19 protein-coding genes are annotated in these 16,419 nt (G+C 63.7%); 10 read left to right on the top strand and 9 right to left on the bottom strand.

Annotated features, from left to right (window positions below; genetic code table 11):
• Positions 1-45 precede the first annotated feature (45 nt).
• The 9 genes from RTH46_RS06265 to RTH46_RS06225 all read left to right on the top strand — a co-directional run bounded on the left by RTH46_RS06265 (position 46) and on the right by RTH46_RS06225 (position 6,614).
• A complete protein-coding gene (locus RTH46_RS06265) occupies positions 46-732 on the top strand; it encodes a YggS family pyridoxal phosphate-dependent enzyme (RefSeq protein ID WP_316905246.1) in 687 nt (228 codons plus the stop codon).
• Positions 733-771: 39 nt separating this feature from the next.
• The gene (proC, locus tag RTH46_RS06260; RefSeq protein ID WP_279846381.1) at positions 772-1,590 is read left to right on the top strand and encodes a pyrroline-5-carboxylate reductase; all 819 of its coding nucleotides are present in this window, start codon (positions 772-774) and stop codon (positions 1,588-1,590) included.
• 13 nt (positions 1,591-1,603) lie between these two features.
• Positions 1,604-2,194, top strand: coding sequence for a YggT family protein (locus tag RTH46_RS06255; RefSeq protein ID WP_110996007.1), 591 nt, complete (start codon positions 1,604-1,606; stop codon positions 2,192-2,194).
• 88 nt (positions 2,195-2,282) lie between these two features.
• Positions 2,283-3,422: a homoserine O-succinyltransferase MetX gene (locus tag RTH46_RS06250; protein ID WP_110996008.1), complete on the top strand. Its 1,140-nt coding sequence runs from the start codon at positions 2,283-2,285 to the stop codon at positions 3,420-3,422.
• A gap of 7 nt (positions 3,423-3,429) precedes the next feature.
• Entirely contained in the window at positions 3,430-4,050 is a 621-nt protein-coding gene (gene metW / locus RTH46_RS06245; RefSeq protein ID WP_153785530.1) for a methionine biosynthesis protein MetW, read from the top strand.
• Between the two features lie 25 nt (positions 4,051-4,075).
• Positions 4,076-4,510: a DUF4426 domain-containing protein gene (locus RTH46_RS06240; RefSeq protein ID WP_153785529.1), complete on the top strand. Its 435-nt coding sequence runs from the start codon at positions 4,076-4,078 to the stop codon at positions 4,508-4,510.
• Positions 4,507-5,103, top strand: coding sequence for an RdgB/HAM1 family non-canonical purine NTP pyrophosphatase (gene rdgB / locus RTH46_RS06235; RefSeq protein ID WP_153785528.1), 597 nt, complete (start codon positions 4,507-4,509; stop codon positions 5,101-5,103). The genes RTH46_RS06240 and rdgB overlap by 4 nt, the downstream gene beginning before the upstream one ends.
• Positions 5,100-6,278, top strand: a complete 1,179-nt coding sequence (hemW, locus tag RTH46_RS06230; protein ID WP_316905245.1) for a radical SAM family heme chaperone HemW — start codon at positions 5,100-5,102, stop codon at positions 6,276-6,278. Before rdgB ends, hemW begins: the two co-directional genes overlap by 4 nt.
• Positions 6,279-6,287: 9 nt before the next feature.
• A complete protein-coding gene (locus RTH46_RS06225) occupies positions 6,288-6,614 on the top strand; it encodes a DUF3392 family protein (RefSeq protein WP_011531731.1) in 327 nt (108 codons plus the stop codon).
• Positions 6,615-7,910: 1,296 nt separating this feature from the next.
• Here RTH46_RS06225 and RTH46_RS06220 read toward each other — a convergent pair.
• The 5 genes from RTH46_RS06220 to RTH46_RS06200 form a co-directional block, all read right to left on the bottom strand.
• Positions 7,911-8,726 (bottom strand): hypothetical protein, encoded by an 816-nt coding sequence (locus tag RTH46_RS06220; RefSeq protein WP_316905244.1) that lies wholly within the window; start codon positions 8,724-8,726, stop codon positions 7,911-7,913.
• A gap of 66 nt (positions 8,727-8,792) precedes the next feature.
• A complete protein-coding gene (gene trmB, locus RTH46_RS06215) occupies positions 8,793-9,515 on the bottom strand; it encodes a tRNA (guanosine(46)-N7)-methyltransferase TrmB (protein ID WP_110996014.1) in 723 nt (240 codons plus the stop codon).
• Positions 9,516-9,524: 9 nt separating this feature from the next.
• The gene (locus tag RTH46_RS06210; RefSeq protein ID WP_125860906.1) at positions 9,525-10,337 is read right to left on the bottom strand and encodes a thiazole synthase; all 813 of its coding nucleotides are present in this window, start codon (positions 10,335-10,337) and stop codon (positions 9,525-9,527) included.
• Between the two features lie 52 nt (positions 10,338-10,389).
• On the bottom strand, positions 10,390-10,590 hold the full coding sequence (gene thiS, locus RTH46_RS06205) for a sulfur carrier protein ThiS (protein WP_153785525.1): 201 nt from the start codon (positions 10,588-10,590) through the stop codon (positions 10,390-10,392).
• A gap of 102 nt (positions 10,591-10,692) precedes the next feature.
• Positions 10,693-11,064, bottom strand: coding sequence for a DUF423 domain-containing protein (locus RTH46_RS06200; RefSeq protein WP_153785524.1), 372 nt, complete (start codon positions 11,062-11,064; stop codon positions 10,693-10,695).
• Between the two features lie 64 nt (positions 11,065-11,128).
• Here RTH46_RS06200 and mtgA point away from each other — a divergent pair, with 64 nt between their 5' ends.
• Complete coding sequence (gene mtgA, locus RTH46_RS06195; RefSeq protein WP_153785523.1) at positions 11,129-11,839, top strand: monofunctional biosynthetic peptidoglycan transglycosylase; 711 nt, start codon at positions 11,129-11,131, stop codon at positions 11,837-11,839.
• A gap of 213 nt (positions 11,840-12,052) precedes the next feature.
• Here the strand turns inward: mtgA and rpoH are convergent, their stop codons facing one another.
• From rpoH to ftsY, 4 genes are all read right to left on the bottom strand, one after another.
• The gene (rpoH, locus tag RTH46_RS06190; protein ID WP_153785522.1) at positions 12,053-12,907 is read right to left on the bottom strand and encodes an RNA polymerase sigma factor RpoH; all 855 of its coding nucleotides are present in this window, start codon (positions 12,905-12,907) and stop codon (positions 12,053-12,055) included.
• A 109-nt stretch (positions 12,908-13,016) separates the two neighbouring features.
• A complete protein-coding gene (ftsX, locus tag RTH46_RS06185) occupies positions 13,017-14,045 on the bottom strand; it encodes a permease-like cell division protein FtsX (protein ID WP_125465933.1) in 1,029 nt (342 codons plus the stop codon).
• Positions 14,042-14,713: a cell division ATP-binding protein FtsE gene (ftsE, locus tag RTH46_RS06180; RefSeq protein ID WP_011531723.1), complete on the bottom strand. Its 672-nt coding sequence runs from the start codon at positions 14,711-14,713 to the stop codon at positions 14,042-14,044. The genes ftsX and ftsE overlap by 4 nt, the downstream gene beginning before the upstream one ends.
• Positions 14,710-16,263: a signal recognition particle-docking protein FtsY gene (gene ftsY / locus RTH46_RS06175; RefSeq protein WP_316905243.1), complete on the bottom strand. Its 1,554-nt coding sequence runs from the start codon at positions 16,261-16,263 to the stop codon at positions 14,710-14,712. Before ftsY ends, ftsE begins: the two co-directional genes overlap by 4 nt.
• Positions 16,264-16,419: the final 156 nt, after the last annotated feature.

Below are 16,419 nucleotides of genomic sequence, written 5' to 3'. Positions count from 1 at the left end.
AAGCAGGTAGAATGCCGCAGACCTCACAGCCGCCGGCGACGATCCATGTCCACCCTAGCAGACAACATTTCCGTCATTGCCAGCCGCATCGACAGCGCGGCCAGGGCCGCCGGGCGCGATCCGGCCAGCGTCCAGTTGCTGGCGGTCAGCAAGACCAAGCCCGCCAGCGCCGTGCGCGAGGCCTTTGCGGCCGGGCTGCGCGATGTGGGCGAAAACTACCTTCAGGAAGCCCTGACAAAACAACAGGCTCTTTCCGACCTGCCCTTGATCTGGCACTTCATCGGCCCCATTCAGTCGAACAAGACCAAAGCCATCGCCGAGCACTTCGACTGGGTACATTCCGTGGACCGCCTGAAGATCGCCCAACGCCTGTCCGAGCAACGCCCGGGCCATCTGCCGCCGCTGAACATCTGCCTGCAGGTGAACGTCAGCGGCGAAGACAGCAAGTCCGGCTGCGCGCCCGCCGAGCTGCCGACGCTGGCCCAGGCCGTCAGCGCCCTCCCCGGCCTGCGCCTGCGCGGGCTGATGGCGATCCCGGAGCCCACCGAAGATCGCGCCGAACAGGAAGCTGCCTTTGCCACCCTGCGCCAGTTGCAGGAGCAGCTCGGCCTGGGCCTGGACACACTTTCAATGGGTATGAGCCACGACCTGGAGGCCGCCATTGCCCAAGGTGCGACCTGGGTCCGTATCGGCACCGCCCTGTTCGGTGCACGCGACTACGGCCAGCCCTGACATTCATGCTTAACTCACTTTCCCTCTCAAGGACCTGACATGAGCAAGACTCGTATTGCCTTTATCGGCGCCGGCAACATGGCCGCCAGCCTGATCGGCGGCCTGCGCGCCCAGGGCCTGGACGCCTCGCAGATCCGCGCCAGCGACCCGGGTGCCGACACCCGCGCGCGCATCCAGGCCGAGCACGGCATCGAAGCATTCGCCGACAACGCCCAGGCCATCGACGGGGTGGACGTGATCGTCCTGGCGGTCAAGCCGCAGGTGATGAAAGCCGTCTGCGAAACCCTGAAGCCTAACCTCAAGCCTGGCCAACTGGTCGTCTCCATCGCCGCCGGCATCACCTGTGCCAGCCTGCAGGCCTGGCTGGGCGCGATCCCGGTGGTGCGCTGCATGCCCAACACCCCGGCACTGCTGCGCCAGGGCGTCAGTGGCCTGTACGCCACCGAGCAAGTGTCCGCCGCACAGCGCGAGCAGGCCGAACAGTTGCTGTCCGCCGTGGGCACCGCCCTGTGGCTGGATCAGGAGCAGCAACTGGATGCCGTCACCGCCGTTTCCGGCAGCGGCCCGGCGTACTTCTTCCTGCTGATCGAAGCCATGACCGCCGCGGGCGAAAAGCTCGGCCTGCCGCGTGAAACCGCCTCGCAACTGACCCTGCAAACCGCCCTGGGCGCCGCACGCATGGCCGTGGCCAGCGACGTCGATGCCGCCGAGCTGCGCCGTCGGGTCACCTCGCCCGCCGGCACCACGGAAGCGGCGATCAAGTCGTTCCAGGCCAACGGCTTCGAGGCCATCGTCGAGCAGGCACTGGAAGCTGCGGCCAAGCGCTCCGCGGAGCTGGCCGAACAACTGGGCAAATAAGGAGCCATTTTCAATGAATGCACTGTCCGGCGCCGCGATCTTCGTGGTGCAAACCCTGGTCAGCCTGTACCTGGCGATCGTTCTGCTGCGCTTCGTGCTGCAACTGGTCAAGGCCGACTTCTACAACCCGCTCAGCCAGTTCGCCGTGCGCGCCACCCAGCCGCTGCTCAAGCCGCTGCGCCGGGTAATTCCGAGCATCGCGGGCCTGGATACCTCGTCACTGCTGCTGTCGGTGCTGATCCAGGCGCTGCTGATGGCCTTCGTGCTGATGGTCACCTACGGTACCTTCGGCGACGTCCTGCATCTGCTGATGTGGGCGATCATCGGCATCACCTCGCTGTTCCTGAAGATTTTCTGGGTGGCGATGATCGTCATGGTGATCGTCTCGTGGGTCGCGCCCAACAGCCACAACCCTGCCGCCGAGCTGGCCTACCAGATCAGCGAGCCGGTGCTGGCGCCGTTCCGTCGCCTGGTGCCGAACCTGGGCGGCATGGACATCTCGCCGATCTTCGCCTTCATCGCCATCCAGGTGATCCAGTCGTTCCTCATGCCTCAACTGGCGGCCTACGCCGGCATGCCACAAGAGCTGTGGCGGATGATCTGACCCACGATATCTCCTGCGGCAAGCCATTGCTTGCCGCTGGGGGTAGCGCTCTTTAGACTTACGCCTCCGTCAAGCGTGAGCAGGGTCGATGTCCACTGTCTTTCCCGAAGATTCCGTCGGTCTGGTAACACCGCAGATCGCCCGGTTCGATGAACCGTTGGCCCTGGCCTGTGGCCGCGCCCTGGCCTCGTACGAACTCATCTACGAAACCTATGGCGAGCTCAACAGCAACGCCAGCAACGCCGTGCTCATCTGCCACGCGTTGTCCGGCCACCACCATGCCGCCGGCTACCATGCCGCCACCGACCGCAAGCCGGGCTGGTGGGACAGCTGCATTGGCCCCGGCAAGCCGATCGACACCAACCGCTTCTTCGTGGTCAGCCTGAACAACCTCGGCGGCTGCAACGGCAGCACTGGCCCCAGCAGTCTCAACCCGGCTACCGGCAAACCTTACGGCGCCGATTTCCCGGTGCTGACGGTGGAAGACTGGGTGCACAGCCAGGCGCGCCTGGCCGATCGCCTCGGCATTCACACCTGGGCCGCCATCGTCGGCGGCAGCCTCGGCGGCATGCAGGCGCTGCAGTGGACCATCACCTACCCGGACCGGGTACGTCACTGCGTGGACATCGCCTCGGCCCCCAAGCTGTCGGCGCAGAACATCGCCTTCAACGAAGTGGCGCGCCAAGCCATCCTCACCGACCCCGAATTCCACGGCGGTTCGTTCCAGGATCAGGGTGTGATCCCCAAGCGCGGCCTGATGCTGGCGCGGATGGTCGGCCATATCACCTACCTGTCCGACGACTCGATGGGCGAAAAATTCGGCCGCGAGCTCAAGAGCGACAAGCTCAACTACGACTTCCACAGCGTCGAGTTCCAGGTCGAGAGCTACCTGCGCTACCAGGGCGAGGAGTTCTCCGGGCGTTTCGACGCCAACACCTACCTGCTGATGACCAAGGCACTGGACTACTACGACCCGGCGGCGGCCCATGACGGCGACCTGGCGGCGACCCTGGCGCATGTCACGGCAGACTTCTGCATCATGTCGTTCACCACCGACTGGCGCTTCTCGCCGGCCCGTTCGCGGGAGATCGTCGACGCGCTGATGGCCGCGCGCAAGAACGTCTGCTACCTGGATATCGACTCGCCCTACGGCCACGACGCCTTCCTTATCCCCACGCCTCGCTACATGCAGGGTTTCGCCAACTACATGAACCGCATCGCCCTGTGAGGACCCCATGAGAGCCGACCTGGAAATCATCCAAGACTGGATCCCCGCCGGCAGCCGGGTACTCGACCTGGGCTGCGGCAACGGCGAGCTGCTGGCCTCGCTGCGCGAGCGCAAGAACGTCACCGGCTACGGCCTAGAGATCGACGCCGACAACATCGCCGAGTGCGTGGCCAAGGGCGTCAACGTGATCGAGCAGGACCTGGACAAGGGCCTGGGCAACTTCGCCAGCAACAGCTTCGACGTGGTGGTCATGACCCAGGCCCTGCAGGCCGTGGAGTACCCCGACCGGATTCTCGACGAAATGCTGCGGGTGGGCCGCCAGTGCATCATCACCTTCCCCAATTTCGGCCACTGGCGCTGCCGCTGGTACCTGGCGACCAAAGGCCGCATGCCGGTGTCGGACTTCATGCCATACACCTGGTACAACACGCCGAACATTCACTTCTGCACCTTCGAAGACTTCGAGAACCTGTGTCACGAACGCCACGCCAAGGTGCTCGACCGCCTGGCCGTCGACCACTTGCACCGTAATGGGTTGGGCGGCCGGCTTTGGCCTAATCTTCTAGGTGAAATCGGTATTTATCGCGTCAGCAGCCCGGGCCTGCAGGAGCACCAGCTCGCGGTCTGACGCTCGTGAACGGAGGAATGGGATCATGCGTCGACTAGCACTGTTTCTGATCAGCCTGTGCCTGGCCCTGCCGGTACTGGCTGCCGATGCCGCCAAACCTGAGCGCAAGGAAGTGTTTGGCGACGTGACGGTCCACTACAGCGCCTTCACCTCGAGCATGCTGCAGCCGGACATCGCTGCCGCCACCGGCCTTACCCGCAGCAAGAATCAGGGCGTGCTCAACATCGCCGTGCTCAAGGGTGGCAAGCCGGCCACCTCGGTGGTCAGCGGCACGGTCAAGGACCTGACCGGGCGCAGCAGCCCGCTGTCGTTCAAGCAAATCACTGATCAGGGTGCGGTGTACTACATTGCCCAGTTCAAGATCGAACAGGCAGAGACCCTGACCTTCGACCTGAATGTCGAAACCGGTGGTGTCAGCAATCAACTCAGCTTCAACCAGGAAGTGTTCCCAGGCGAATGATGAATTTCCAGCAACTCGTATTGGCCAGCCATAACGCCGGCAAGCTCAAGGAACTGCAGGCCATGCTCGGCGAGTCCGTGCACCTGCGCTCGATCGGTGAGTTCAGCCAGGTGGAGCCGGAAGAAACCGGCCTGTCGTTCGTCGAGAACGCCATCCTCAAGGCGCGCAACGCCGCACGCATTTCCGGCCTGCCGGCGCTGGCCGACGACTCGGGCCTGGCGGTGGACTTCCTCGGCGGCGCGCCGGGCATCTATTCGGCACGCTACGCCGACGGCAAGGGCGACGCGGCCAACAACGCCAAGCTGCTTGAAGCGTTGAAGGATGTGCCCAAGGAACAGCGTGGCGCGCAGTTCGTCTGCGTACTGGCGCTTGTGCGCCATGCCGACGACCCATTGCCGATCCTCTGTGAAGGCCTGTGGCATGGCAGCATCCTGTTCGAGGCCAGCGGTGAGCATGGTTTCGGCTACGACCCGCTGTTCTGGGTCCCGGAGCGCAAGTGCTCCAGCGCCGACCTGGCGCCCGTCGACAAGAACCAGCTCAGCCACCGCGCCCGCGCCATGGCCTTGCTGCGTCAGCGTCTGGGCCTGGCATGAGCGAAAAGCTGTTGGTACAGCCGGCCGGCCTGATCCTCCCCGAACTCCCACCGCTGTCGCTGTACATCCATATCCCCTGGTGCGTGCGCAAATGCCCTTATTGCGACTTCAACTCGCACCAGGCCGGGCCCACATTGCCCGAAGACGAGTACATCGATGCGCTGCTGGCCGACCTCGACCAGGAAATGCATGCCGTTGCGGGCCGCCCGATCAGCACGATCTTCTTCGGCGGCGGCACCCCCAGCCTGTTCAGCGCGGCTGCGCTTGGCCGCCTGTTGCGGGGTGTCGAGCAGCGCATCCCGTTTGCCGCGGACATCGAGATCACCCTCGAAGCCAACCCGGGCACGTTCGAGCAGGAAAAGTTCAAGGCCTACCGGCAGACCGGCATCAACCGGCTGTCCATCGGCGTGCAGAGCTTCCAGCCAGCCAAGCTCGAGAAGCTCGGGCGCATCCACAACGGCGATGAAGCGGTGCGCGCCGCCGACATGGCCCGCGCAGCCGGCTTCGACAACTTCAACATGGACCTGATGCACGGCCTGCCGGACCAGTCGCTGGACGACGCGCTTGGCGACCTGCGCCAGGCCATCGAGCTGGCGCCGACGCACCTGTCCTGGTATCAGCTGACGGTCGAGCCCAACACCGTGTTCTGGAACCAGCCGCCCGAGTTGCCCGAGGACGACATCCTCTGGGATATCCAGGAGGCCGGCCAGGCGCTGATGGCCGAGCACGGCTACCAGCAATACGAAGTGTCGGCCTACGCCCAGGCAGGGCGCGCCGCACGGCATAACCTCAATTACTGGCGCTTCGGCGACTTCATCGGTATCGGTGCCGGTGCCCACGGCAAGCTGTCGTTCCCCGACGGGCGCATCCTGCGCACCTGGAAGACCCGCCTGCCCAAGGACTACCTGAACCCGGCCAAGCCCTTCAAGGCAGGCGAGAAGCTGCTGCCGGCCGATGAACTGCCCTTCGAGTTCCTGATGAACGCGCTGCGCCTGACCCAGGGCGTGGAAGCCGAGCTGTTCACGCAACGCACGGGGCTACCCCTGGCGCAACTTGCGCAAGCCCGCCGCGCCGCCGAACAAAAGGGCCTTTTGCAGGTCGAAGCGGATCGACTGGCGGCTACGCCGCGCGGCCAGCTGTTCCTCAACGACCTGCTGCAGTACTTCTTGAATTAAGGATGACCCATGGACCTGGTACTTGACCTGCTCTCGACCGTCTCCCGCTGGAGCCGCAGCAACCTGTCGGAGATCTCGCTGGCCCTGGTGGGCTGCCTGCTGGTGCTGTTCGGCACCGATATCAAGGGCTGGGTCGAGGGGCGCCTGGGCGGCCTGGCCGGCGCCCTGCGCGTACCGTTCATGGCGCTGCTGGTGATGATCGGCAGTGGCGCGGCGCTGATCTATGCCACACCGTGGATCGTCAAGGGGCTGGGGCAGTTCAACAATTATGCGCTGGCACCGGTGTTGCTGGTGGTGCTGGTGTTGATTGGGGTGGTGGCTGACCGGCGCGGGTGAGCGGCGGCTAAAAGCCACCCTGGCGAACCAGGGTGGCTCCTCACTCCACTAGCCCTCAGCGGGCATCATCGAAGTGATCACGCAGGAAGTCTCTCGCGGTCTTGAACAGGATCAAAAACCGGGTGAGCTTCCAGACATGGCTCAGCATTTTCAGCAGATGCTTCATATGCCTTGGCCTCCGTACTGGCCAGGCCAATCTTCCAGTATCTAACCGGCGCTTCGACACCTTCAGAGATCATGTGAACTATCTCCAGTGAAGTGGCCAGGTGGATGGCCCTTCGAAAAAACACCGGCACGGCTCGCAGGCCACGTCGAAGGGGCCGATACAATAAAAAACCTGTTTCCCGGCCCGCCACTGGAAAAATTCACATCAGAGCGGGGTGATCTTACGTCAGCCGAGACTTGAACGCTGTTAACCATTCAGTCACACATACTGCTGGATGTTTCTATGATTGACGCAATTTCCAGGCAGCCCTAGTATTCCGTTTGTGGACTATCTCCAGTGAAACCGAAGTACGCAGGCCAAGGATTCGCAACCCGAAGCCCGCATAAAAAAACCGCCCTTCGCAAGGCGGTTTTTTTTTTGCCTGCAGTTACCCAGGCTTCGAAGCATGACTGGAGGGTTGTCTGCTGGTGTTGATTGGTGTGGTGGCTGACCGGCGGGGATGTGCGGCGGCTAAAAGCCACCCTGGCGAACCAGGGCGGCTCCTCATTCCACTTGCCCTCAGCGGGCATCATCGAAGTGATCACGCAGGAAGTCCCTCGCGGTCTTGAACAGGATCAAGAGCCGGGCGAGCTTCCAGGCGTGGCTCAGCATTTTCAGCAGATGCTTCATATGCCTTGGCCTCCATACTGGCCAGGCCAATCTTCCAGTATCTAACCGGCACTTCGACACCTTCAGAGACCCTGTGGTTGCCTCCAGTGAAGTGGCCAGGTTGATGGCCCTTCGATGTATATCACCGGCGCGGGTCGTAGGCCGCGTCGAAGGGGCCGAGAAACCGTTGGTGTTCCCGGCCCGCCACTGGATGAACCCCATGGGAGCCCAGCGAGCTTACGTGAGTCGATCACCAAGAGCTGTTTCCAGCGCTGTCACACCTAATGCCGGATATTTCCTTTATTGACGCGTTTTGCCGGCAAACCTAAGATCCAGCTGTGGTTGTCTCCAGTGAAGTCCGCAGGCCAAGGATTCGTAACCCGAAGCCCGCATAAAAAAACCGCCCTTCGCAAGGCGGTTTTTTCGTTTTTCGCTTACCCCCCAACCCTTGGCAACGCCAGCACTGCGCGGCCCCATCACGTTCAGCGCCCTTTTGGCGTCTGCTCCGCGTTCGCTTCCAGCCTTTGCCTCCAGTCAGATGCACGCCCGCATCCCAAAGACTCAGCCTCGCGCAACATCGCCAGCCGCTCGGCCATTGGTGTCTGCTGCCAGATGGCGGGATGAGTGGCCAACAAGTAAAGCGCCTCGGCTTTGAACTGGTCGTATGAAAGCACTTGTCTGGACTTCTCCAGCATCTCGCCCACTGTGAGTGACACCGAGGGCAGGGCCGAAGCAATGTCGGTAGCCGGCCTGAAACAATGCACCTCACGCACAAACTGCGGATAGAGCGACTGGTGCGGATCATCCCGCTGCAACGCCGCTTTCAACACCTCAAGCAAGGCGACTTGCTCCGCCCCCATGAAGTCGAAGCTGTCGGTGGTTGGCTTGCAACGGTAGTAATAGGCGACCGCTGCCGCCAAAAAACCTTGCGCTACAGCCTGATGCAAACGCGCACAGGAGCCCTGCCTGCGTGCTCTGTCGCGCCGGTCCGCAGAGGTTTGCAAATTGGACTGCCAGAACAGCGCCAGGGTGTTGCCCGCCTCTGCTGCCAGCTCGATGTGCGCGCGTGCTTCATCTATCAATTCGCTCATCGGCATTAACTGTTCAGTACTGATGGCTTCGCCGTTTGCCTCGGCTTCGGCAAGCGCCTGCACATTCACGTTGGCCTGCTGAATCAAGGCTACGGCACGCTCAAGGTGCTGCTCAGAGGGCGAAAGGGGCTCGCGCAGCAACGCGGCGAGCACAAGGCCGACAATAACGACCAGACCAACCAGTGGTAACAGGACCCGAGGCTTCAAGGCGCAATCCTTTACGCGATGTAATGAGGAGCCAGAGGCACACCGGCGCCTCTGGCAGGGGGAAGGTCAAGCCAGTTTTTCGAACTTCAGGTCCCACACACCGTGCCCAAGGCGCTCACCACGACGCTCGAACTTGGTGATCGGGCGCTCTTCGGGGCGTGGCACGTATGCACCATCAGCCGCCTGGTTGCGATAGCCCGGTGCAGCACTCATCACTTCCAGCATGTATTCGGCATAGGGCTCCCAGTCGGTCGCCATGTGGAACACGCCACCGGGCTTCAACTTGCGACGCACCAGTTCGGCGAACTCCAGCTGGACGATCCGGCGCTTGTGGTGACGCGCCTTGTGCCAGGGGTCTGGGAAGAACAGCATCAAGCGGTCGAGGCTGTTGTCGGCCACGCAGCGGTTGAGCACTTCGATGGCGTCGCAGTCGTACACCCGCAGGTTCTTCAGGCCTTGGGTAAGCACGCCGTTCAGCAAAGCGCCGACACCCGGGCGGTGCACTTCGACGCCGATGAAGTCCAACTCGGGCGAGGCGGCGGCCATCTCCAGCAGCGAATGGCCCATGCCAAAGCCGATCTCCAGGGTGCGCGGCGCCGAACGGCCGAACACCTGGTCGTAGTCCACCGGGCTGTCAGCCAGCGGCAGGACAAACAGCGGGCCGCCCTGCTCCAGGCCACGTTGCTGGCCTTCGGTCATGCGCCCGGCGCGCATCACGAAACTCTTGATGCGACGGTGCGGGCGATCTTCGCCGTCGGCGGTGATCGGCGTTTCTTGCGATTCAGTCATCTGGGGCTCTTACTTGATCAGACCATCCAGCGGCGAAGAGGCGCTGGCGTAGAGTTTCTTGGGCATGCGGCCGGCCAGGTAGGCCATGCGCCCGGCCAGGATGCCGTGCTTCATGGCTTCGGCCATCAGCACCGGCTGCTGGGCGTGGGCGATGGCCGAGTTCATCAGGACCGCCTCGCAGCCCATTTCCATGGCGATGGTGGCGTCGGAGGCGGTACCCACGCCGGCATCGACCAGCACCGGCACCTTGGATTCCTCGAGGATGATCTGCAGGTTGTAGGGGTTGCAGATGCCAAGGCCCGTGCCGATCAGACCAGCCAGGGGCATCACCGCGATGCAGCCGGCTTCAGCCAGCTGACGGGCGATGATCGGGTCGTCGCTGGTGTAGACCATCACGTCGAAACCTTCCTTGACCAGCACTTCGGCGGCCTTGAGGGTTTCGATGACGTTGGGGAACAAGGTTTTCTGGTCAGCCAGCACTTCCAGCTTGACCAGCGTGCGGGACTCATGGGACTTGCGACCATCGAGCAGCTCACGGGCCAGGCGGCAGGTGCGCACGGCTTCCACCGCATCGAAGCAGCCTGCGGTGTTCGGCAGGATGGTGTACTTGTCCGGCGACAGCACGTCGAGCAGGTTCGGCTCGCCCGCATTCTGGCCCAGGTTGGTGCGGCGCACGGCGACGGTGACGATTTCGGCACCCGAGGCCTCGGTGGCCAGGCGGGTTTCTTCCATGTCACGGTACTTGCCGGTACCGACCAGCAGGCGCGACTGGAAGGTGCGCCCGGCCAGGATGAAGGGCTTGTCGCTGCGAACGTTGCTCATCGATGTTCCTCAGGAAAGGTTACGGGGCTTACGGGTGAATCGCCGGGCTTGCTCAACCACCGCCGATGGCGTGGACCACTTCGACCTGGTCGCCTTCGCTCAGCATCGTGCTCTCGTGCTGGCTGCGCGGCACGATGTCCAGGTTCAGTTCCACCGCCACCCGACGGCCGGCCAGCTCGAGCCGGCCGAGCAGGGCCGCGACGCTCTCGCTCGCGGGCAGTTCGTAAGGTTCACCGTTCAGTTGAATGCGCATGCGCACGGCCACCATTGTTCGTTGGGGCAGGCATTCTAGCCCCGATCAGCCTTGCAACCCAAGGGTGGCGCGCGCCATTAGTCGCGATTGTGGACCACTCGGTCAGCCCAGGCGCCAGGCGGCCAGGCCCAGGCACAACCAGCCGGCGAGGAAGCACAGGCCACCCAGGGGGGTGATCATGCCGAGCTTGCCCAGGCCCGTCAGCGTGAGCACGTAGAGGCTGCCGGAAAACAGCAGGATACCCAGCGCGAACAAACCGCCAGCCCAGCCTACCAGGCGCCCGGGCAGATGCACCGAGAGCACGGCCACGGCGAGGATCGCCAGGGCATGCACCAGCTGGTAGGTAACACCGGTGTGAAAGACCGCCAGGTAATCGGCACTGAGACGGCTCTTCAGGCCATGGGCGGCAAAGGCGCCGAGTGCAACACCGGTGAAGCCGAAGAAGGCGGCGAGCATCAGGAAGCTGCGAAGCATGGGACGACTCCTCGAAAGGGGTCTGTATAATGGCCCGTTCCAACGGTCCGGCCAAGCCATCACCATGCTGTCATCCTTCCTGCGCCACTTCACCCGCGGCCTGCTCTGGTTCGCTGCCGCAAGCATTGCCGTGGTGCTGGTACTGCGCTGGGTACCGCCGCCCGGCACGGCGCTGATGGTCGAGCGCAAGGTGGAGTCATGGTTCAGCGGCGAGCCGATCGACCTGCAGCGCGACTGGACGCCATGGGAAGAGATCTCCGATGAGTTGAAGGTGGCCGTCATCGCCGGTGAGGACCAGAAGTTCGCCAGCCATTGGGGCTTCGACATCCCGGCCATCCAGGCGGCGCTGGCCTACAACGAACGGGGCGGCAAGGTCCGTGGCGCCAGCACTCTCACCCAGCAGGTGGCCAAGAACATGTTCCTGTGGTCCGGCCGCAGTTGGCTGCGCAAAGGCCTGGAGGCCTGGTTCACTGCACTGATCGAGCTGTTCTGGTCGAAAGAGCGGATTCTCGAGGTGTACCTGAACAGCGCCGAATGGGGCAAGGGCGTGTTCGGCGCCCAGGCGGCGGCTCGCTATCACTTTGGCGTGGATGCCAGCCGCCTGACGCGACAACAGGCCGCACTGCTCGCTGCCGTGCTGCCGAGCCCGATCAAATGGAGCGCCAGCCGGCCAAGCACCTATGTGGCCAGCCGCGCGGGGTGGATTCGCCGGCAGATGAGCCAGCTGGGTGGGCCGAGCTACCTGATGCAGCTGGATGCGTCGCGCAGGCAGTGAGCTGCGCGCGCAAGGGCATCCAGTAACCCGTGGGAGCGGCTTCAGCCGCGAAATAGGCAGCGCGGTGGATGGCACCAGCTTCGCTGGTGTTCGCGGCTGAAGCCGCTCCCACAGGGTCCTGCGATCCGTCTGGATGCGCGCAGCAACATGCCAAATGAAAAAACCGCTGCCTCTTGCGAGAGCAGCGGTTTTTCAATCCAGCCAGGGCGCCGATCAGATGGCGATCAGTGCCTTGACCTTGCTCATTGCGTTCTTTTCCAGCTGGCGAATACGCTCGGCCGAAACGCTGTACTTGTCCGCCAGCTCATGCAGCGTGGCCTTCTCTTCAGCCAGCCAGCGCTGGTAGAGAATGTCGCGGCTGCGATCGTCCAGGCCTTGCAGGGCTTCATGCAGGTTGCTGGTGGAGTTGTCGCTCCAGTCAGCGTCCTCCAGCTGCACAGCCGGGTCGTAGCGGTGGTCTTCCAGGTAATGCGCGGGCGACTGGAAGGCGCTGTCGTCATCGGCTTCGGCTGCCGGGTCGAAGGCCATGTCCTGGCCGCTCAGGCGGCTTTCCATTTCACGCACTTCGCGAGGCTCTACGCCGAGGCTTTCGGCCACGCGATGCACTTCGTCATTGTTCAGCCAGGCCAGGCGCTTCTTCTGGCTGCGCAGGTTGAAGAACAGTTTGCGCTGGGCCTTGGTGGTGGCCACCTTGACGATACGCCAGTTGCGCAGGATGAACTCGTGGATCTCGGCCTTGATCCAGTGCACCGCGAAGGACACCAGACGTACGCCCATTTCCGGGTTGAAACGCTTTACCGCCTTCATCAGGCCGACGTTGCCTTCCTGGATCAGGTCGGCCTGGGCCAGACCATAGCCAGCATAGCTACGGGCGATATGGACGACGAAACGCAGGTGGGCCATCACCATTTGCCGGGCGGCCTCGACATCCTGTTCGTAATAGAGACGCTCGCCCAGATCACGCTCCTGCTCGACCGTCAGCAGCGGGATGCTGTTGACCGTGTGCACGTAGGCTTCCAGGTTTGCACCGGGTACCAGGGCATAGGCAGGTTGCAACGATGTGGTCATTCAAGTACCTCCGACTTACAGACTCGTGCCTTGTGGGCACTGCCAGCATAGACCCGGAACCGCGAGACAAGTTCCTGGATGAAAAAAAGTCAATGCTGGCGATGAAACATTATCGTGGTGCCAGCTCGTTCAGATGCCGAGCCACCGCGATCCATGCACCGATATACCCCAACAGCACCGCGCCGATCAAGAGGGAAAGACCATCGGCGGCCGGCACCCCGCCCAGGGCGAAATCGCTGCCATACAGGCCGGAAAGCCCGACGACCGCGTCGTTGAGCCAGTTCAGGCCGAACGCCAGGATCCCCCAGGCCAGCACCCCGGCACCCAGGCCATACAGCGCCCCCATATAGAGGAAAGGCCGACGCACGTAGCTGTCGGTGCCGCCCACCAGCTTGATCACTTCGATCTCGACGCGGCGGTTCTCGATATGTAGACGAATTGTGTTACCGATTACTAACAGCAAGGCAGAAATAAGCATCACCGCCAGGCCGAAGACAAAGCGATCACCCAGCTTGAGTATCGCCGCCAGGCGCTCGACCCAGACCAGGTCCAGCTGCGCCGCTTCCACCCGCGGCAGCTCTGCCAGGCGCTGGCGCAGTGCTTCCAAGGCCGGTTTGTCGACTTCGCTCGGGGTCACTACCACCACACCGGGCAGCGGGTTGTCCGGCAGCTCGCGCAGGGCCTCGCCCAGGCCAGACTGCTGCTGGAACTCTTCCAGCGCCTGCTCGCGGCTGACGTACTGGGCCTCGGCAACGCCGGGCATGCCCTTGATCTCGTCACGCAAGGCTTCGCCATCGCGGCTGCTGGCGTCGAGCTTGAGGTACAGCGAAATCTGCGCCGCGCGTTGCCATGAACCGCCGAGCTTCTCGACGTTCTTGAGCAGCAGCGACAGGCCCATGGGCATGCTCAGCGCCACGGCCATCACCAGGCAGGTGAAGAAGCTGCCGATCGGCTGCTTGGCCAGGCGGCGCAGGCTGTCGGCCAGGCTGGCACGGTGGCTTTCCAGCCAGGCGTGCAGCAAGGTGCTGAAGTCCGGGCCATCGTCGTCGTGGTCACCGCGCTTTTTCTTCGCAGGTTGTGGGTCGGCGGGCTTGGGTGCGACCCGCTCGGAAACCTTAGGTGTACGTGTGGTGCTCATTGCCCGGCCTCCCCATCGCCGATCAAGCGGCCGCGTTGCAGCGTCAGCATGCGGTGGCGCATGCGCGCGATCAGCGCCAGGTCGTGGCTGGCGATCAAAACGGTGGTACCCAGGCGGTTGATGTCTTCGAACACACCCATGATCTCGGCGGCCAGGCGCGGGTCGAGGTTACCGGTGGGCTCGTCCGCCAGCAGCAATGCCGGCTGATGGACGATCGCCCGGGCGATACCGACGCGCTGCTGCTGGCCGGTGGACAGGTCGGCCGGGAACAGCTCGCCCTTGTCGCTCAACGACACGCGCTCCAGCGCCGAGTCGACGCGCTTGGCGATCTCGGCCTTGGACAGCCCGAGGATCTGCAGCGGCAGGGCGATGTTGTTGAACACGGTGCGGTCGAACAGCAACTGGTGGTTCTGGAACACCACGCCGATCTGCCGGCGCAGGAACGGGATCTGCGCGTTGCTGATCTGCCCCAGGTCCTGCCCCGCCAGCAGCAGCTTGCCGCTGGTCGGGCGCTCCATGGCCAACAACAGACGCAGCAAGGTGCTCTTGCCGGCGCCGGAGTGGCCGGTGACGAACAGGAACTCGCCACGCCGCGCCCGGAAGCTCAGCTCATGCAGGCCGACGTGGCCGTTGGGGTAGCGTTTGGCGACCTGTTCGAATCGGATCATGCAGGTTCCCGCTCGGCAAACAGTGCCTTGACGAAAGGTTCAGCCTCGAAGGTGCGCAGGTCATCGATACCCTCTCCCACACCAATGAAGCGGATCGGAATGTTGAACTGCTTGGCCAGGGCGAAGATCACCCCACCCTTGGCGGTGCCGTCCAGCTTGGTCAGGGCCAGGCCGGTCAGTTCCACGCTCTGGTTGAAGTACTTGGCCTGGCTGATGGCGTTCTGCCCGGTACCGGCGTCGAGTACCAGCAGCACCTCGTGGGGCGCCTCGGCGTCGAGCTTGCCGATCACCCGACGGACCTTCTTCAGCTCTTCCATCAGGTTGTCCTTGGTGTGCAGGCGCCCGGCGGTGTCGGCGATCAGCACATCGACGTTGCGCGCCTTGGCGGCCTGCACGGCGTCGAAGATCACTGAAGCCGAGTCGGCGCCGGTGTGCTGGGCGATCACCGGGATCTGGTTGCGCTCGCCCCACACCTGCAGCTGCTCCACGGCGGCGGCACGGAAGGTGTCACCGGCGGCGAGCATGACCTTCTTGCCTTCGAGCTGCAGCTTTTTCGCCAGCTTGCCGATGGTGGTGGTCTTGCCGGCACCGTTCACGCCGACCACCAGGATCACGTAGGGCTTGTTCTGCGCCTCGACCTTCAGCGGCTGCTCGACCGGGCGCAGCAGCGCGGCCAGCTCTTCCTGCAGCGACTTGTACAGTGCGTCGGCGTCGGCCAGCTGCTTGCGGGCGACTTTCTGGGTGAGGTTCTGGACGATGGCCGAGGTGGCCTCGACGCCTACGTCGGCAGTCAGCAGGCGGGTTTCGATTTCGTCGAGCAGGTCGTCATCGATGACCTTCTTGCCCATGAACAGGCTGGCCATGCCCTCGCCAATGCTGGCGCTGGTCTTCGACAGGCCCTGCTTGAGACGGGCGAAGAAACCGGGCTTGGACGGTTCGGTGGCTGCCGCGACAACGGGCTCGGGTTCGACCGGGGCCGGCGCGATGACCGGTTTGGCTTCGACAACCGGCGCTGGGGCAGGTGCGACAGCGGCAGCCGGCTCGGCGGCCGGGCGAGCGGGAATGGCAGGCGGCGCCTTGGGTTCCAGGTCCTCGACCAGTGCCACCGGTTCTTCGGCGACAGGCAGTACCAGGTTGCTCACCGGGGCCGCAGGCACCTCGACCGGAGTCGGCTCTACAGGTGCGGCAGCCACCGGGGCAGCGGCAGGTGCATATTGTGGCGTGACGAACACCGGTTCTGGCTGCGGTGCAGCGACCACTGGCTCAGGCACAGGCGCTGGCTGCGGTGCGGCAATCACTGGCTCGGACACAGCCTGAGGCGCTGCAACCACCGGCTCCGGCACGGGCTCGGCCACCACGGGCTCGGGCACTGCCGTCGGCAGCGGCTCGGCAGCCGGCACCTGCAGTGCGGCCGGCTCTGCGGCCTGCGGTTCTGGGGTTTGCGGCTGTTCGGCGACAGGTTGTTCCGGCTTCTTGCGGAACCAGCTGAACAGGCCTTTCTTCTCGCCAGCCGCAGCCGGCGCTTTTTTGTCGTCGTTGGAACCAAACATGGAAGACGGCTATCTCAGGGTAGCGATGCGCCAGCAGTGGCGCATCGGGAATTCTTGAGTCACGCAGAACAGACTATTTTGTAACCGACTGGTTCATGCGCAACGTTTTGTCTTTAGGGCCTGCGGGCCAGAACGGCGACAGGCATGGTCGCCAGG

This window comes from Pseudomonas sp. zfem004 (assembly GCF_032621715.1).
GTDB lineage: Bacteria > Pseudomonadota > Gammaproteobacteria > Pseudomonadales > Pseudomonadaceae > Aquipseudomonas > Aquipseudomonas sichuanensis.
Note: the sequence above shows the minus strand (reverse complement) of the source record. Positions and strands in the feature narration are given on the sequence as shown.

What these genes read in the sequence shown, in the direction of transcription:
- RTH46_RS06265 (WP_316905246.1), top strand. Translation starts at nt 46, where the DNA reads ATGTCCACCCTAGCAGACAACATTTCCGTCATTGCCAGCCGCATCGAC.
- proC (WP_279846381.1), top strand. Translation starts at nt 772, where the DNA reads ATGAGCAAGACTCGTATTGCCTTTATCGGCGCCGGCAACATGGCCGCC.
- RTH46_RS06255 (WP_110996007.1), top strand. Translation starts at nt 1,604, where the DNA reads ATGAATGCACTGTCCGGCGCCGCGATCTTCGTGGTGCAAACCCTGGTC.
- RTH46_RS06250 (WP_110996008.1), top strand. Translation starts at nt 2,283, where the DNA reads ATGTCCACTGTCTTTCCCGAAGATTCCGTCGGTCTGGTAACACCGCAG.
- metW (WP_153785530.1), top strand. Translation starts at nt 3,430, where the DNA reads ATGAGAGCCGACCTGGAAATCATCCAAGACTGGATCCCCGCCGGCAGC.
- RTH46_RS06240 (WP_153785529.1), top strand. Translation starts at nt 4,076, where the DNA reads ATGCGTCGACTAGCACTGTTTCTGATCAGCCTGTGCCTGGCCCTGCCG.
- rdgB (WP_153785528.1), top strand. Translation starts at nt 4,507, where the DNA reads ATGATGAATTTCCAGCAACTCGTATTGGCCAGCCATAACGCCGGCAAG.
- hemW (WP_316905245.1), top strand. Translation starts at nt 5,100, where the DNA reads ATGAGCGAAAAGCTGTTGGTACAGCCGGCCGGCCTGATCCTCCCCGAA.
- RTH46_RS06225 (WP_011531731.1), top strand. Translation starts at nt 6,288, where the DNA reads ATGGACCTGGTACTTGACCTGCTCTCGACCGTCTCCCGCTGGAGCCGC.
- trmB (WP_110996014.1), bottom strand. Translation starts at nt 9,515, where the DNA reads ATGACTGAATCGCAAGAAACGCCGATCACCGCCGACGGCGAAGATCGC.
- RTH46_RS06210 (WP_125860906.1), bottom strand. Translation starts at nt 10,337, where the DNA reads ATGAGCAACGTTCGCAGCGACAAGCCCTTCATCCTGGCCGGGCGCACC.
- thiS (WP_153785525.1), bottom strand. Translation starts at nt 10,590, where the DNA reads ATGCGCATTCAACTGAACGGTGAACCTTACGAACTGCCCGCGAGCGAG.
- RTH46_RS06200 (WP_153785524.1), bottom strand. Translation starts at nt 11,064, where the DNA reads ATGCTTCGCAGCTTCCTGATGCTCGCCGCCTTCTTCGGCTTCACCGGT.
- mtgA (WP_153785523.1), top strand. Translation starts at nt 11,129, where the DNA reads ATGCTGTCATCCTTCCTGCGCCACTTCACCCGCGGCCTGCTCTGGTTC.
- rpoH (WP_153785522.1), bottom strand. Translation starts at nt 12,907, where the DNA reads ATGACCACATCGTTGCAACCTGCCTATGCCCTGGTACCCGGTGCAAAC.
- ftsX (WP_125465933.1), bottom strand. Translation starts at nt 14,045, where the DNA reads ATGAGCACCACACGTACACCTAAGGTTTCCGAGCGGGTCGCACCCAAG.
- ftsE (WP_011531723.1), bottom strand. Translation starts at nt 14,713, where the DNA reads ATGATCCGATTCGAACAGGTCGCCAAACGCTACCCCAACGGCCACGTC.
- ftsY (WP_316905243.1), bottom strand. Translation starts at nt 16,263, where the DNA reads ATGTTTGGTTCCAACGACGACAAAAAAGCGCCGGCTGCGGCTGGCGAG.